This is a genomic window from Heyndrickxia sp. NPDC080065 (assembly GCF_050281185.1).
GTDB lineage: Bacteria > Bacillota > Bacilli > Bacillales > Bacillaceae_C > Heyndrickxia.
In genome coordinates, this window is sequence record NZ_JBNNWS010000011.1 from 99,379 (window position 1) to 114,775 (window position 15,397).

The following is a 15,397-nucleotide window of genomic DNA, read 5'->3' on the forward strand; positions in this document are numbered from 1 at the left end:
ATAAATGAAGCAAGGAGGATAAACAGCCATGAAACATGAATATTTCTTTGCTTTCCTTGCCTTTTTTCTAATGTCACTTAGTACTGTGGCGATTACATATGCAGGGGAAACAGCAGCAATTAAGGAAAAAATTATTCAAGAATATAATGTGGATGTGACAGGTGATCAAAAACCTGAAAAAATTGTGTTAAAAGGGATCCAAGTGGATCCAACTAGCATGTATATGAAGAAAGTCTGGGCTGAGATCACTTCTTCAACTAATGGTAAATTTCAAATCGACTATGAACTCGGTTACGAACCAAAAATTGAATTTGTTGACTTAAATCATGATGGGGTTGCAGATCTTTTAGAATCAAGTGCAACCGGTGGCAGCGGAGGTTTATACAATTATCATCTATCCACACTTAAAGATGGAAAAGGGCTAGAAATTCCTTTGCCACCTTCATTAAATATACAAGGCCAATTTAAAGACAACTACAAAGCAAAAATCACAATTCCTGAAACAAAATACACAAAAGTAATCGATTTATCAAGTCGAAAAAAAGATTACATTCGTTTAGGATTATACCAAGAAAACGGTAAACTAAATGAACCTACCGAATTAATGATTGATCCCGTTGCAATGTATAAAGTAGTAAAAGTGCAGGGGAGAGAGGGGTATGGTTTAAATGCATTTCGACAAATTAGCGGAGCATCTCATGCAGATATCCTAGGAACGGTTTCATCTGTCTGGTATTATAATAATGGTTCTTGGCAATTAATAAATGTAAAGTTCCAATAGGAATGATTCCCTTTCTAACATTCAAAATAAAAAGATCGGGAACTCTTTCTAGGCGAGTATCATACAATATGGTAAGCATAGTTACAAGAGGAGATGCTTACCATGGATCAATTTGACAAATTTTCAGTAAGAATTATTCCTCCAGCAACATCTTTAAACCCTTTGGAAGGTAGAAAATACTTTTTAACACATTGTGAAGCGTCTGGTACATGGTATTTATCAATTGGGACACACCAACCTTCACTAACTTCCAAGAATAGTTTTTTCGACGTAATTCAAGCTGAATGGACTACAAAAATGGGGGAATATATTCTTTTAGGTAAAATCAATATAAATTATGAAGAGAGTGACGATAAACTTGCTCAAATTCGTTATATGATTTATCAAAAAGATCTGCCAAACCTACTTAGATTGATGATTAATGGGGACAAACAATTTCTTCAGTACCATTCATTGCTTTTAGATGCCCCAATACACATAGAATTCGAATCAAATATTCCCGAATTCTATCGATCGCTATACATGGGTTCAGCAAGAAAATATTTGATAAATGAATCGGTAAATATTTAACACAGGTGAAAAACTGTGTTTTTTTTATGGATTTGTTAGTAGCTATTGTTGAAAATTATCTGCATTGTATTTGTAAAGCGAGTTCTTTATGGAAACAGAATCAGAATCAGCATCATTGTTTAAATTTTTCATTTAATACTTTTTTCCAATTTGAAACTAATTATCATCTCATTCGTAAGTATACATATAGAGATTTTAAAGTGGGGGAGTAAGAGGTTATGCGTTTCTATTCTAAAAAAGGACCTATCATATCAATTAGTATGTGGAGTCTTATAATTATATTGTTCAGTACAATGATTTTTTTGCTTATCCAAGGAATTCATGATTCAGATACATTGTTAGGTCTTGTTATAGTTTTAATTTCTTTCGTTTTAATTATTTGGTTATGGACAAACACCTATTATGAGATTACTAATAACGGAAATTTAAAAATTATTGCCGGACCATTTAAATATGCAAATATTGATATAAAAGCAATTAAATCGATAAATAGTACCAAAAGCATTATTTCAAGTCCTGCATTATCAATGGATCGAATTGAGATACAGTATAACAAGTGGTATACAGTAATCATTTCACCGAAAGATCAATCGCAATTTATTAAAAAGCTAAAAGAAGTTAATCCAGAAATTGATGTAGAAGTTATCCTTTGTTAATTAATATTATTAATAAATAAACCTGTATTTAATGTGTACAAAATTTTCTATACAAAATATAGATAATATGCGCATTAAATACAGGTATTTTATTGGTAAAAACAAAATTAAATTACATAACTAAATTTAATTGGATAAGTTATTATGTAAACTAGAAATAGAATAAAACCAAAAAGATCGATCAAAAACATGATCATTTAGATTCTAATCAATAATTAATACATAAATAGTTAAAAACTATTATGATTAACAAAATTCCAGAACAGCCAGATCCAGAATGTTACTAAAAAACTAACGGCTTGAAAATAACTTTATTTTAATGAAAAATCTATTTCGTCTCAATGAAACAAGTATTCTTTGGTTATGAGACTAAATTAAATTTTAAAACTCAACTTCCTATAATATATATTATGTAAACTAGATAAAAATTATCGTCATAACTGACGTTTCCTCTGTAACTCCCCATAATAATTGATATATGGAACTTCGTTCCCTTAAGTTCCTCATAATATTGTCTCCTTTCGGGTAGTTATGTTAATTGGCTTAACCCATAGTTCATCAAATTTGAACTATAATTTCTACTTTGTTTATTATTTTAATTTCAACTAGGAGGCTTTAACATGCTACTAACACAAGCAATGGATGAATTTTTATTATACTTACAGGTCGAGCGAAACTACTCTCAAAATACCTTGATTAGTTATGAATATGACCTGAAAACACTACAAGACTTTTTAATTCGTCATAACCGTTCGCTACAACTCGAAGACTTAATTCCTTCTACTGTAAGACGGTACATTCAAGAAATGGTGCTCAAATACGAGTTGAAGCCACGGACAATGGCCAGAAAGATTTCGTGCCTAAAATCACTATCGAGATATTGCTTAAAAGAACGCTTCATAACAGTCGATTTTATGGCTGGAATCGAATTACCGAAACATGATAATAAGCTCCCTGTTTACATGACTCTTTCGGAACTTCAGATGCTTTTTCGCTTTCTTGAGCAAGATCAAGGTCGATTCGCCTTAAGAAATCATTTGATGTTTAAACTCCTGCCAAGTACAGGCATGAGACGACAAGAGTTGGTGGATCTCACTTGGCAGCAAGTGAATCTAGACAATATGACCGTAAAAGTATTTGGGAAAGGAAAAAAAGAACGCCTCCTTCCCCTCCATCCAATGGTCCACAAGCTGTTTATCGATTATCGAGGCAGTTTATTAGCTTATCAAATCCATCCGGAAGAGCCGGTTTTTCGAAATAAATACGGAGAAAAACTAAATGGTCGTGGTCTCCATAGTATTTTTAAGGACACAATTGAAAAATCAGGACTTCCACCTAAACGGTTTTCTCTTCATCATATGAGACATACATTTGCGACCCTCCTTCTTCAAGAAAACAAAGAGAATGTGGATATTCGGACGCTTCAAGAGTTGTTGGGACACGAAAGTTTGGCAACCACTTCTATTTACACTCATGTAGATTTTGAACAAAAACGGAAGGCCATCCATAGTTTTCATTTAGATAAGTAAAGTAAGCTCCCGTAATGGGAGCTTTTTTCCTCAAAGGTTACGTCCAGGTGGAAAATTAGGATAAGTTTGCATAGATGGATGGATAGCGGATGCCTGACTAAATGGTCCATCCGAATGGAACATACCTTGTGGTTGTGGATTCATGTTCCTCTTCATCATTTGATATAGTTGTTGCATCATCATTCCAATTATGTTAGGATCCGCTTGTTGCATGTACATGTTTGGGACCTGCCCACCTGATTGAATTATATATGGATTCGTTTGTTGAAACGCTTGTGTATCTTGGAAACTGCCTTGTTGCATGGTGGATTGACCATTCAAGTTGATCAATTCCATTTGTTTATTCTTATGTGCCAACTCAATTAAATAGTTTTTGAACTGTGTAATGCTTTGTTCATTCTTGAATGCTCGTTTATAAAGATCCGGTAATTCCTGATATATTTGTTCTATATCAACATTCATCAGATGATGCTCTTGGAGCATAAAAAGTGTTTCTAGAACTTCTTCCAAAATGTTTTGGGCAATTCGTAATTCCTTTATGTATCTGGTTTCCAAGCGAACATATCTAGTTAAAGTTCCTTTTGATGCTTCAATGCTGTGACCTAAACCATAACGAATGGCATCATCAGAAACCCCCATTTCCCCTAACATGGTCGAAAACGTGTAACGGAAGGCATAAGGAGTAATTTTCTTTTCATCCTCCCATTGCAGCACATCGCATAGTTTCTTTACCATATGATTAAATTGCTTATTCGCCAATGCTTTCCCATGAAGTCCATATAATAATGCATCCTCCCCTTTTAATTTCATATCTTCTTTATATTGATTTACTCTTTTAAGAAGAATTGGAGGTAATGGAATAAAACCTTTTTTGTATTTTGACGTATTTAATTCAATTTCTTGATCACTGCCCTCCTCTTCTTCTCCTTCTAAATCTCCATATCGAAGTCCTTTTTCTACATTTGAAATCGAATTCGCGGTTAATTTACTCAATGTCACATTCCTTAATCCTGTAAATAAATCTAGGTGAATGGGTATTTCCATCATCATGAGTTCTGGATCTGTCTTCACGACTGAATAAATTTCAACGACCTCTGTAAAGCTTAGCACTCGAGAATGATACCCAACATCTGTCACTTGAACCTTAATCGCTAAAAATGGGTTAGCCCCCAAGACTCCATTATTTTTGAAAAAGGAAAAAATCGATGACATGGTTGCGATTCGGTTCTTAATGGTTTTTGATTTATCATGTTTTTTCTCACGTAAGTACTTGATCCACTGGACTACAAATTCAAAATCAATGTTTTCGATGATCGGATCAATTTTGTTTTCAAGCATAAAGTCTTCCAGTATTGAAATATTATTGTTGTAGGAAGACAGGGTGTTTTTTGACCATGAGCGAGTACCTTGCATGGTTTCATAAGCGGCACGTATAGTAGATTTACCATTAATACGGTCCTTAATTTTACCTTGTATTGTAGCATTTTTTTGGTTTGTTAATTGTACATCCATTTTTATTTCCCCTTTATACTGGTTTCGATTATTATCACGTTATTGCTAAGTCTTCTAGTCTCTATATACAAACATTCCGATTTTAATAAAATCGTGTCTTCTATAACCAAATTACGCCTGTTAGTTATATGCACAAGATTTTATAAATGATTAATGGAATGGTTTATATGTTTATAGCACTCTAAAAATGGGTTAAATGAGATCATTCCTAGATGGTTTAAATGTGTGAAGAAGGAAGTGATGACCATTATTTTCATGATAATCGTCCCTTGATGTTGTTCCTCATTCTCTAATGAATCTAACCAACGCGTACTTAGTCTTACATTGATATTGCTAATACTAGGTTCTACCCTATTATTCTTTAAAAAATCGATAAATCCACTAACCGCCCACTCAAAAGAATTGATCTGGTCCATAGAGCAGCTTTGATTCTTTTTGATAAGTTCTAGAACTTCTTGTAAGAGTGTTGAATGATCAAACTGTGAATGATTACTTAGTTCTCTATTTTGTAGTAATTTTGTCAATACAATTGCTCCCTCTTATGTTTTTCCCCCGAATTACATTTTTAAATTACCATCGCACCATAATAAATTTAAAAACCTTTTAGAAATATTCATTTTTTTTGCCTTTAAGCTAAAAAGACAAATAAAAAAGGACAGACGGATTGTGTAAACAATCCACTCTGTCCAGTGCTTCTGACCCAAAGTGCATAAAATGCAATCAAGAGATTATTAAGTTAATATAATAATACAACAACTAATAGATACATTTCAACTAATAATAGTTAATCAAATAATAATCATAATAGCATAGATATTACCCGTTTTAAACTATTTTTTTTACACTTGAATTCCGATTTGTCCAAAAACACCCTATTAACTCTACGTTATCCATATCCATACTGATGTTTTTATTATCTAAGTATATCGAACAATTACAGTCTTCGTATACACTTTTACAATTGGGATACGCCTGTGGAAAGACAATAATTAAAAAAATTTCTTTATAAAAAAGCCTTATCATCAAATTCGTTAAGATTTATATCAATACTAGCTAAACTTTCGGATTTGGAGTGTTATCATTATTCATAACTCCTTTATTTAGGATCTCCAATAAAAAGTGTCAACACCAGCATAATGTCAAATTGTTATCGCCAAATAACGGATGGTAACACAACACTCAAATTAATTATATATTAAAACAATTTTCGCCACCGCTTTGCAGTGACTCAATGAATGCAATTATGACAATCAAGAAGATAGATGTACTATGTTCGACTTTTATAAATAGCTCTCTTTACACTTACATCATGGACTCCATGCCACTCAATTTGACATGCAGCCTTTGTTCTTCAGGCTCATTAGTAACTACACCCTCAATAGTCAAGAACATAGCCGCTAAGGTTAGTAATATTTATTATGTAAAAAAAACATTCCCATCGCATCGGTGTTTCCGATTTTAATATAAAAATTTTTAAAGGATATGTATGTAACTAATTGTGAAAATTTAATACCAAAATTCTTTTATAGGAAAGAATTATTATTAAAGAAAAGTTTTCATAGTGTTTTACCAAAGTGGCCAAAACCTGTATAAGATCAACAAAATTCAAATTACAAACAGTGCAATCTTTGTAAAGAGTAATTCAACTCAATGTATGTTTTTCCTATCTAAACAGGTACTCAATTATAAGCTCTTTAGTGAAAATTAAGTTTGAAATTAAGAACCCGCTTCTATTTAAACACATAGCCTCACAGCCATTCCTTTATCTCTACTTTAAATCCTATCCAAGCTTTTCTGAGAAATAGACTAGAAAAAACTTAACGCATCATAATCACAGGTGCGGGTAACAATAATAAGTTAACATCTTTTAGCAGTGGTCTATTTTAGACCATCTAGAATAGACTAAATAAATTAGACAAAAAGTAATTTATTTGGGTTTAACCTATTTAGAAGCATTTATTATAATAAAAGAGGTATCCCCAGTAGTCTTTAGGACACCTCTTTGTATTTCATTGTTCTTGATTGTTAGATAAATTAATATTATCAGATATTTCTATTATAAGAATTAACACTACCGCAAGTTTACTAACCCCACCACAATGTTCTAACACTCTTAATTCTTCATCCTCATTCATCTTTAAATTGGTTAAATGGATATGAGTTGGTTCGTTATATTAGTTAACTACCCTATATCTATACTCCTAAAAAAATAAAAATTACTGCATATTATAAGCAAATCTATACTGAGTTGCAGTTTTTGATGCCTCAAATTCATAAATGATATGTGGTCCATCAATATGCTCTTTTCCCAAATCGACTAAATATATCTCATACGATTCCGCGTGTTCGTGTGCAAAATGGTACTCAGCGGATGACATATAGAAATTATTAACTGCAGCTTTGACTTCAACATAAACATTCTTTCCATCTCTTTGATATTCCATATCATATATAGAAGATTGATTCCTCTCAGCTGGAATTTCCGAATTTTCCGATGTCCATCTTAATGTATCATATATGTCTTTTAGTTTGTTACGCACTAACCTTTCAGCATATTTACCATTTTTACTCTTTGTAACCTCACTTCTATCTATCGAGGACCTTGTTTGCGGTTTAATTTGTGTAGGTTGATTCGTTTTTTCTATAGGATGAATTGGATGTACAACCGCTTTCGAAAGAGTTGGTTCACTATCTGAAGTAGGTGTAACTAATGTAGTTATTGAATTGTCTGTTCTATTTCTATCTTGATTTTTTTCAAATTGTTTTTTGATATAGTTCACGTACTCATCATTCAGGAAATAAACTAACGATTTTATCTCAAAATGTTCGTCAACAAAGTCATTGAAATTTGAATAATGAATCTCCCTACTCAATTTACCAAAGTTTTCGTTATACACTTCATCTATATCTATTCCAGCACTAACCATTGTAAACGCAGGGAATTTATTTGCAATATATTGCCCAACATCAAAGTCAACAGAATTATATATTTCATCCATTTGTGGATTAAAGTATTATTATCGATATTATAGAACTAGTTGTAATCAATTTTGTCTAGTTCTTCTGAATCGTAATTCAAATTAAGCACTACAGCAAAATATGTGCGTATTAAATTTTTTGATATTACCAGTATCGATGTACTACGCAACAAACCTTTCAGAATAGTTCAACGGAATGGATCAAAATGAGATTTTTGATATAAAAATTTTTCTTTCTATTAACCAATTATTTTTCTTTCCTTTATCTTTGTTATATTATTTGTTGTACCTAAAGGTTGCATCTAGCCTAGTTCTGTAGTTAAAATCCCCTAAATATTAAAATACATATACAATCTACCATAATTTCCTTATAATTTAAATATAAAAATATAAGGAGATTGCTCTATGGCTCAGCTTAATGATTTTATTGACGATCCTAAGTTTATAGCAACTATCAAAAGTGCATTTACCAACTTAAAAGACGAAATTAATTTTGGTGATCATAATAGTAAAAAGATAATAACAGATTTACAAGACTTACATGTAGATAACAATCAATTTTTGAACACTCTTATAGAAAAATCAAAAAATTCAAGTGGAATTATAAATGGTGAAAGAGGTACAGGTAAAACACATCTTTTATTATTATCGAATGATAAGCTTAATAGTACAATTAATGAACATAAAACCTTATCTATATATATTAATCTAAAAAATATATCTTTCCCTGAAAATATAAATGCCGAAATGTTTAATCGGATCTTTAGCATTCACATTTATGAACAGATTCAATTTCAAATTCTCCGTTTATTAAAAAGCATGAAAGCAGAAAATATTTTCCAAGAATTAAAATTGCTCTTTAATAAGGATGATCGCGAAACAATTAAAGCATTAACAGACGCATTAATTACAATAATTGATTTTAAAAATATAAGTCGATTAGGTAACGAAAAAATATTTGAAATTAGTACCGGAAGTTTATCACTTGAGAACTACCAAAAGGAAATTAATGAACTTTGTAGTAAAGTTAATGGAAGTATAAAGGGAAAAGAGCTGAGTTTATCGAGTGAGATACTAGGTAAACAAATAGAAGAGTCATCTGAAAAATTGTTAAAAAATAATGATTACTTATCATATTTGAATTTATCTAGTGTGAAAGATAATCTTGTCATTCTTTTAAATAAATTATCACTTAATTCAATTGTCTTTTATGTAGACGAATGGGAAAAGATATATAAAGACAATATTATTCAAGAATACACAGCTAACTTCATTGATAAAATAAATGGATCACCAATATATTTTTGGATTGCTTTTGTACCTGGCCGTGGAAATTTACACCAACTAGTTCAAGGTGCAGATTTACCCCATCCTATTAATCTCGATACCTCTTTAATTTATGAGGACTCAAATCATGAAAGCAGTAGATGTTTGAATTATTTTAAGGATTTAGTAGATAAGCGATTATCAAAATATTTATCTTCGTATCAAGTTGATTATAGTACCTTGTTTCGAAATGAGGAGAATTTTAAAGAACTAGTAATTGCTTCTATGGGAAACAGTCGAGATTTTGGACTTATGCTTAGTGAATGTATTGACCAATACATCTCATATAGAACCGATGTATTAACACCAGGAAGACCCTTTCAATATATAAGTAAAGGAATGATAGAAACTGCTATAAAGTCTCATGGACAAACCAAAAGGAATAACATTAAATTCAATAATAAGGTAAATATCGTATTAAAAAATATTGAAGATTTCTGTAGACTAAAGAAATCCAGTCATTTCGCTATTGAGATTACAAAAGAAAACATAGAACTTTTAAATACCCCTGAATTCTCAGAACTGTTTTATCAAAGGTTAATACATATGAGAAAAAAAGATGTTTCAAATAAAGTCGGTGATGATGAAAAACGCCTTAATATATATGCAATAGATTACTCTTGCACTTATTCTCTACATAAAAATGAAAATCAATTTAACTTTTGGTTAGAATATGCTCCTATTCACGACAAGGTTAGACGGTATATTTATTCACCTCAAGAAATTTATGAACAGATAAGTCTCTCAGAAGGCGAAAGTATCAATTGCAAAAACTGCAAGCGCATAGTAAACATTAATACTTTCCAAAAACTTTGGGAACAGAATATTTGTCCCTACTGTATAGAAAATTTATTTTGAGACTAGTGATATAGTGAACTGATAGGATTTAAAAATGCAGTATACACAAAGAAAATATATTCACTCTTGTGATTCTATAAGAAGACAACTTATTAAAAGTTGTCTTCTTCAAAGTTATATGAAGTATGGTAAATTTGTAAAAGTTCTGTACTACGTTTTTTGTAATCATCTATCAAATGTTTCGAGATGAATTTCTCCCCTAATTGACATGCTCTTTGCTCAGCCGGGTATTCACTTCCCTTAATTCTTTTAGAATCTTATTAATCTCTTTTATTTTTTCTTCTTTAGGTTTACCATTATTTCGAGATTCGAGGTTATCTATTTCATTATTCAACTTTTCTTTAATTCCCCTAATTTTTTTATAAAATCCATCTGTAAAATCTTTGTCTATAACATGACCAAACTCGTGACAAAGAACAATTTCTAAGTATTGTTCAGGATCCCTTCGCCATGCAGGCTTGCATTTAGCTGAAGCAAGTTCAGGTAAGTGGAAAGGCCAAATTGTCATTTCTAAGCGTGGACGTTCAAGACTAAGGAGATTCCTTTATTTAGCGACAATGTGTCTTGTGATGAATAACCCAGAATTTCAAGCATTATATTCTCATAATGTTAAAGTGAAAAAAATGAAGAAAATGAAATCAATTATGAAGTTAATTGGCAAGTTGGCTAGAATTTTTGTAGGCATATCTCGCCGTAATGAATCCTATTGTCCTGATAAAATTCAACCATTATCACCGTTGGCAGCCTAATAACTTACAGAATCAAAGATTAAACGTCCCATTTAGAATAGAAATATCTAATATAGATCTGAACTCATTTCATTTAATCGTTAACTTTATATCAAGGGTTATGAAATCCTGCGAATAAGCGAGTATTCGAGAGAAAATCGTATTAAACTAAGGGAGTTGAACAAGAAAAATGCCTTACCCCTATTGAAGTAAAGCCCCCTTTTGCTGAAGAATAACATTTATTCTGATTTACAAAAGTAGTCAAAAACAAATTGTTTAAATTGCCATGTTGCTGGTGATAAATATCTTCCTTGAACTTCAGCAAGTCCAATAGTCCTACGAGATTGGGGCGAATCGATACTTAATTGAGATATTTTACTTTGGTCAATCCCCTTCATATTCGGTAAAATAGATATTCCCAAACCTGCAGCAACAAGACCTACTACAGTATCTGCTTCGTCTCCTTCAAATGTGATTTTAGGAGAAATCTCCATATCTTCAAATATACCAGATTTAATATGATCAATATGACAATTATCAATTGATATATCCACCTTACCTCTAGCACATTTTTTGGAATCCCTCTCCCAGACCAGAATTCTTTTCTCAGTCCAAAGTTCCTTATCCAATCATATCCTCGGCATTACTTTAACCAACTTCAAATTTTGTAATAATAAACTTTCAAAACGCAATACTTCTTGCTATTGAAAATAATCTTGGAGATGTTTTAAAAAGTCATTGAAAGAATAATCGTTCTTAACAAGCAGAATTGGGATTTCATTGTGGATTAGAAAATGTTTTTATTTCTTTGATAGAATGAGGAAAAGGAATCCCAACTGTAAACACAATTTTTATTGTGTAAAGAATTAAGTATAAAACCTAGAATTTTTTTAAGAAATAGAGGAATGTCTAGATGTCTTTTTATTTAAAGACAAATTAAGAAAGTCTTTGATACTCATAGGACCCACCGTACATACATTCTTAATTTTGAATGAGTTTTAACACCAACTGTACAGGTGGGCAAATATCAACATAGTTCTTTAACAGAGCCAAAGCTTTACTTCAAAATAGACTATAAAATAAAGTTAACTTTCAATATTAGACAATTTATCAAACACTAGATTTAAAATAATATTTCCTATTTCTACAAGTTGTTCTTCTTTAAGGGATTCCTCTTTTGTCATTATTTTACCGTGAACAAGATTATCAATCATTGAATATAAAATAATTCCAAAAAAGTTATTAGAACTGTCATTAACATTAATTTCAAAGGAAGTGTCCCCTTCTAAATGCTCTATTTGAGAATATATTTTCCCTCTAAATTCGTACGTATTACTTCCAATATGAATTAAAGTATATACTATTTTATGTACATTTGGTCGCAAGTCTTTAGTAAAGCTATTACAATTCATATCTTTTAGATTTTTAATATTTGATAATTTTAATTGGTCTATTAAATCAGGAATGAACAACTTCGCTGGATTATATTCAGAACCAGTTGATTGATATTGTTCTTTTAATTCCTTTAAAAGGGTTTTTATATATTGTTTCCAATCTTCATAATTACCAAGCCATAAAGATAATTCAATTTGGTCCATAATACTTATAAAATCTTTCAAAGGGTCTTTAGATGCCATATAATAAACCTCCTTTGAAGTCATCAAGTTTCATACTTTTAATAGTTGGTGTTGTCTTTACCCTACCATTAGCTACATCATCTAATTTATTATATAAAGCTGTGTCATTTGCTGGAGAAATTATACTAAATGTAATCTTTGGTGGGACAGTCCTATATTTTAAGTTAGATATTATCCCAAACCCAAATAATGGATTACTAGGTGGAGGTCCCATCTCATACCAAATTGATGCCAATTGATTTAAAGCCTCGGGAAACTTTGTATTCTTACATTCTCCCAATAAAATATGTGGTAAGGGCGGTAAGGAATATTTTGGCGCCTTACTAGACCAATAAGTATCAATTACGCTAGAATCTAGTATTAAATCCGGGCATGTCCGATTGGAAGTTAAGTGACAGATAGTTAATTTCTTTGGAAGAAATAACTTTTTAAGAATAAAAATTGTAAGAACTTCTCCAAAGTTTCCTGAAACTGAAGTACCAGGTTTTTTTTCTAAATTTATTGATATGTGCTTTGGAAAAGATTTTGGTACGGCAGTTTTCCCCCCCTTACTAAGATGCCATTTATGTTTTCCGTATTGGTGATACAAGTTAAAATGATTGCCTAGATCTATTATTTGACTTTCTCCATACAAGGAACCAAACATATTAATTATTTTATCGGTAATGTTTATTTCTTTAACATCTTTTGTAGAATTATCTTTTCCTATTCGAAACGTAACCTCAAATTGATACTCCATTTTAATCCTCCCTTTGAAGCTATAAATTAGTCTTAAATTACATCCATTTTTTATTATTATTAGAGATTAAAAGCTTATTACAAAGAAATAAAGGTCTATTGGGACATCACATGCTTCTCCAATCGTCCCAATATTTATTAAACAACTTTCAAGTGGATTGATGTTAAAAAATGTGTCGTTAACTACTGTCAATTGTTTTTCCAATACTTGTAGAGTTTTTTTAAATATAGTTGCTCCATTCTCCAAATTCTGTTTTTTCTCTAGACATTTATTTATAAGTTTAAAAGTACCTACCGAAACACCATAGAATAATCCTTTATATTTTTCTGGGATTGGTTTATGTGGCGAAACGAGTGCTAATATATGATGTCTATTTGAAACATTCTGAATTACTGAATTATTCATCTTTTCAATATCCTTTATTATACCACTTGCTTCTTTCCCAATTTTATAGCGTTCTTCATTGTTTTCTTTTCCTATTTGACTTTTATAAGTCATGTTTTCTCTCCAAATATTATCTTGGCCTTCCTCCAAATTATCCAATGGATCATCTGCTTTTTCTAGAATCCATGCCACGGTGGAATACTTCATTTCAATTATGGTGGTGGGGAATTTTTTATTGGATAACCAGCATCGCAAAGTGCTTTTCGGTATGTTAAGGAACTTGGAGAAGTTTGATATGTTTCCTGAAAAATTTTCATCATAAATTATATTTAATCTATTTAATATTTGACCTCTATAACTTTGTATAATGGGACTAGTGTTATCCATTGTTAATATATCTTCAATATTTTGAATAACAAACTTTTGCCACTTTAATTCAGGGGAATCAGGTTTTGCATTACTTGCAGTTACAGATAATGAAGCAAAACAATTAGGACAAAATCCGGACAACATTTGCCTCCGTAGTATATCAACTTTTTTTTCACAAACTGGACACTCTTCTAAAAGATAGCAATTATGTTCTATGCAAATATTTACTGGTCTTATATACCAAATAAGAGGATAGTAAACTTTCGAACCGGATTGCCAGCTTTGAATACACTCCGGACACCAAGAAAGAGATTCCTTTAAAAGATTTCTTAACGGAATAAAATCTTTCCATTTATTTAAGGTCAGATTGGATAAATCACTCCTGGATGTTAATGTCTCTATTACTTTCACTAAATCATTCGAATTTTCCATAAAACCATTAATTGTCTTGGCCCCCTCATAAAAACGATTACCTCCATATGTAGCACTTCTAATTAAATATTTTTTCTTAATTTGAGGAGCTATTAAATTTTTCATTAAATCTCCAATAGTAAAATTATGTTCATATGCAATCCTCAATAAATAGCTTGTTAGGCTTTCCACATATTTACTACCCATACCGACAGGTTTTAAATTGTACAAGATACTTCTTTCACTTAATTTATTGGTCATAGTAATCACCTTTTTCCTTGACACTGCTATTATTTTTATCTAGTTTCCATTCGAATACTGTAATTTCTATTATTTCGAAATCACGATCTTCATTAATTTCTTTTTGTGTTATACACTACTCTCCAATTTTTTGTTTTACTTGTTCTAATGATTCAGCGAAATAGACTTCATATAAAAAGAAGGTGGGGAAATTGAAATATATCCCACATTCACCAATCCTCTATCCGATTTATGGTAGTTTAAATTAATTTAGCGAAATTATTTTAGGTATAGTTTCCGTTATAAATAAATGGGGACATCACAGACAAAAATTGCATTCCCTCACAGGATTACCTGTTTCTTTAGCAAAATTAATCATCAGATTCTAAATATTTCTCCACCTGTTTCATTATCTCCACATTATCCATATAATCGGCAATTGTCTGCGTTAATGTTTTGTTCTCAAGCATTGCTTTTCGAATATCTGATTGAGCTTTTTGGTGTTTTAATCCCATTGCATCATCAATGATTAATTTTGCTAACAAAACTTTCACTAAACGTGAATCTTCTGTTATATATATCCATTCCCAAGCATGCTCTGTTAAGATTTGATTGTATTTTTCGATATAGAATACTACTAAGATGCGCTTTAAATTTCTTATGGCCCCATAAAAGAACT

The 15,397-nt window shown here is 31.1% G+C and carries 14 protein-coding genes and 1 pseudogene; 6 read left to right on the forward strand and 9 right to left on the reverse strand.

Features of this window, described 5'->3' with window-relative positions; all coding sequences use genetic code 11:
* Positions 1–28: 28 nt before the first annotated feature.
* From ACQKP0_RS14805 to ACQKP0_RS14820, 4 genes are all read left to right on the forward strand, one after another.
* On the forward strand, positions 29–781 hold the full coding sequence (locus tag ACQKP0_RS14805; RefSeq protein WP_427406629.1) for a hypothetical protein: 753 nt from the start codon (positions 29–31) through the stop codon (positions 779–781).
* Between the two features lie 102 nt (positions 782–883).
* Positions 884–1,351: a staygreen family protein gene (locus ACQKP0_RS14810; protein WP_427406630.1), complete on the forward strand. Its 468-nt coding sequence runs from the start codon at positions 884–886 to the stop codon at positions 1,349–1,351.
* 218 nt (positions 1,352–1,569) lie between these two features.
* The gene (locus tag ACQKP0_RS14815; protein ID WP_427406631.1) at positions 1,570–2,007 is read left to right on the forward strand and encodes a PH domain-containing protein; all 438 of its coding nucleotides are present in this window, start codon (positions 1,570–1,572) and stop codon (positions 2,005–2,007) included.
* Positions 2,008–2,627: 620 nt separating this feature from the next.
* Positions 2,628–3,536 (forward strand): tyrosine-type recombinase/integrase, encoded by a 909-nt coding sequence (locus tag ACQKP0_RS14820; RefSeq protein ID WP_427406632.1) that lies wholly within the window; start codon positions 2,628–2,630, stop codon positions 3,534–3,536.
* Positions 3,537–3,566: 30 nt separating this feature from the next.
* Here the strand turns inward: ACQKP0_RS14820 and ACQKP0_RS14825 are convergent, their stop codons facing one another.
* The 3 genes from ACQKP0_RS14825 to ACQKP0_RS14835 all read right to left on the reverse strand — a co-directional run bounded on the left by ACQKP0_RS14825 (position 3,567) and on the right by ACQKP0_RS14835 (position 8,047).
* A complete protein-coding gene (locus ACQKP0_RS14825; protein WP_427406633.1) occupies positions 3,567–5,048 on the reverse strand; it encodes a tyrosine-type recombinase/integrase in 1,482 nt (493 codons plus the stop codon).
* A gap of 140 nt (positions 5,049–5,188) precedes the next feature.
* The gene (locus ACQKP0_RS14830; protein ID WP_427406634.1) at positions 5,189–5,572 is read right to left on the reverse strand and encodes a hypothetical protein; all 384 of its coding nucleotides are present in this window, start codon (positions 5,570–5,572) and stop codon (positions 5,189–5,191) included.
* A gap of 1,692 nt (positions 5,573–7,264) precedes the next feature.
* Positions 7,265–8,047, reverse strand: coding sequence for a protein NO VEIN domain-containing protein (locus tag ACQKP0_RS14835; protein WP_427406635.1), 783 nt, complete (start codon positions 8,045–8,047; stop codon positions 7,265–7,267).
* A gap of 384 nt (positions 8,048–8,431) precedes the next feature.
* Here ACQKP0_RS14835 and ACQKP0_RS14840 point away from each other — a divergent pair, with 384 nt between their 5' ends.
* Positions 8,432–10,210, forward strand: a complete 1,779-nt coding sequence (locus ACQKP0_RS14840; protein ID WP_427406636.1) for a hypothetical protein — start codon at positions 8,432–8,434, stop codon at positions 10,208–10,210.
* Positions 10,211–10,409: 199 nt separating this feature from the next.
* Here ACQKP0_RS14840 and ACQKP0_RS14845 read toward each other — a convergent pair whose 3' ends face one another.
* Positions 10,410–10,718 carry a hypothetical protein gene (locus ACQKP0_RS14845; RefSeq protein ID WP_427406637.1) on the reverse strand — a complete coding sequence of 103 codons (309 nt, stop codon included), beginning with the start codon at positions 10,716–10,718 and terminating at the stop codon, positions 10,410–10,412.
* Here ACQKP0_RS14845 and ACQKP0_RS14850 point away from each other — a divergent pair.
* A pseudogene (locus tag ACQKP0_RS14850) lies at positions 10,654–10,959 on the forward strand (transposase); the annotation flags it as partial. The gene ACQKP0_RS14845 and the pseudogene ACQKP0_RS14850 overlap by 65 nt on opposite strands.
* Positions 10,960–11,177: 218 nt before the next feature.
* On the opposite strand, the gene ACQKP0_RS14855 reads toward ACQKP0_RS14850, so the two are convergent.
* From ACQKP0_RS14855 to ACQKP0_RS14875, 5 genes are all read right to left on the reverse strand, one after another.
* Positions 11,178–11,567, reverse strand: coding sequence for a LysR substrate-binding domain-containing protein (locus ACQKP0_RS14855; protein ID WP_427406638.1), 390 nt, complete (start codon positions 11,565–11,567; stop codon positions 11,178–11,180).
* 456 nt (positions 11,568–12,023) lie between these two features.
* Positions 12,024–12,575 carry a hypothetical protein gene (locus tag ACQKP0_RS14860; protein ID WP_427406639.1) on the reverse strand — a complete coding sequence of 184 codons (552 nt, stop codon included), beginning with the start codon at positions 12,573–12,575 and terminating at the stop codon, positions 12,024–12,026.
* Entirely contained in the window at positions 12,565–13,314 is a 750-nt protein-coding gene (locus ACQKP0_RS14865; RefSeq protein ID WP_427406640.1) for a hypothetical protein, read from the reverse strand. The genes ACQKP0_RS14860 and ACQKP0_RS14865 overlap by 11 nt, the downstream gene beginning before the upstream one ends.
* Positions 13,315–13,380: 66 nt before the next feature.
* The gene (locus tag ACQKP0_RS14870) at positions 13,381–14,739 is read right to left on the reverse strand and encodes a TniQ family protein (RefSeq protein ID WP_427406641.1); all 1,359 of its coding nucleotides are present in this window, start codon (positions 14,737–14,739) and stop codon (positions 13,381–13,383) included.
* 350 nt (positions 14,740–15,089) lie between these two features.
* Complete coding sequence (locus ACQKP0_RS14875; RefSeq protein ID WP_427406642.1) at positions 15,090–15,272, reverse strand: hypothetical protein; 183 nt, start codon at positions 15,270–15,272, stop codon at positions 15,090–15,092.
* Between the last annotated feature and the right edge of the window lie 125 nt (positions 15,273–15,397).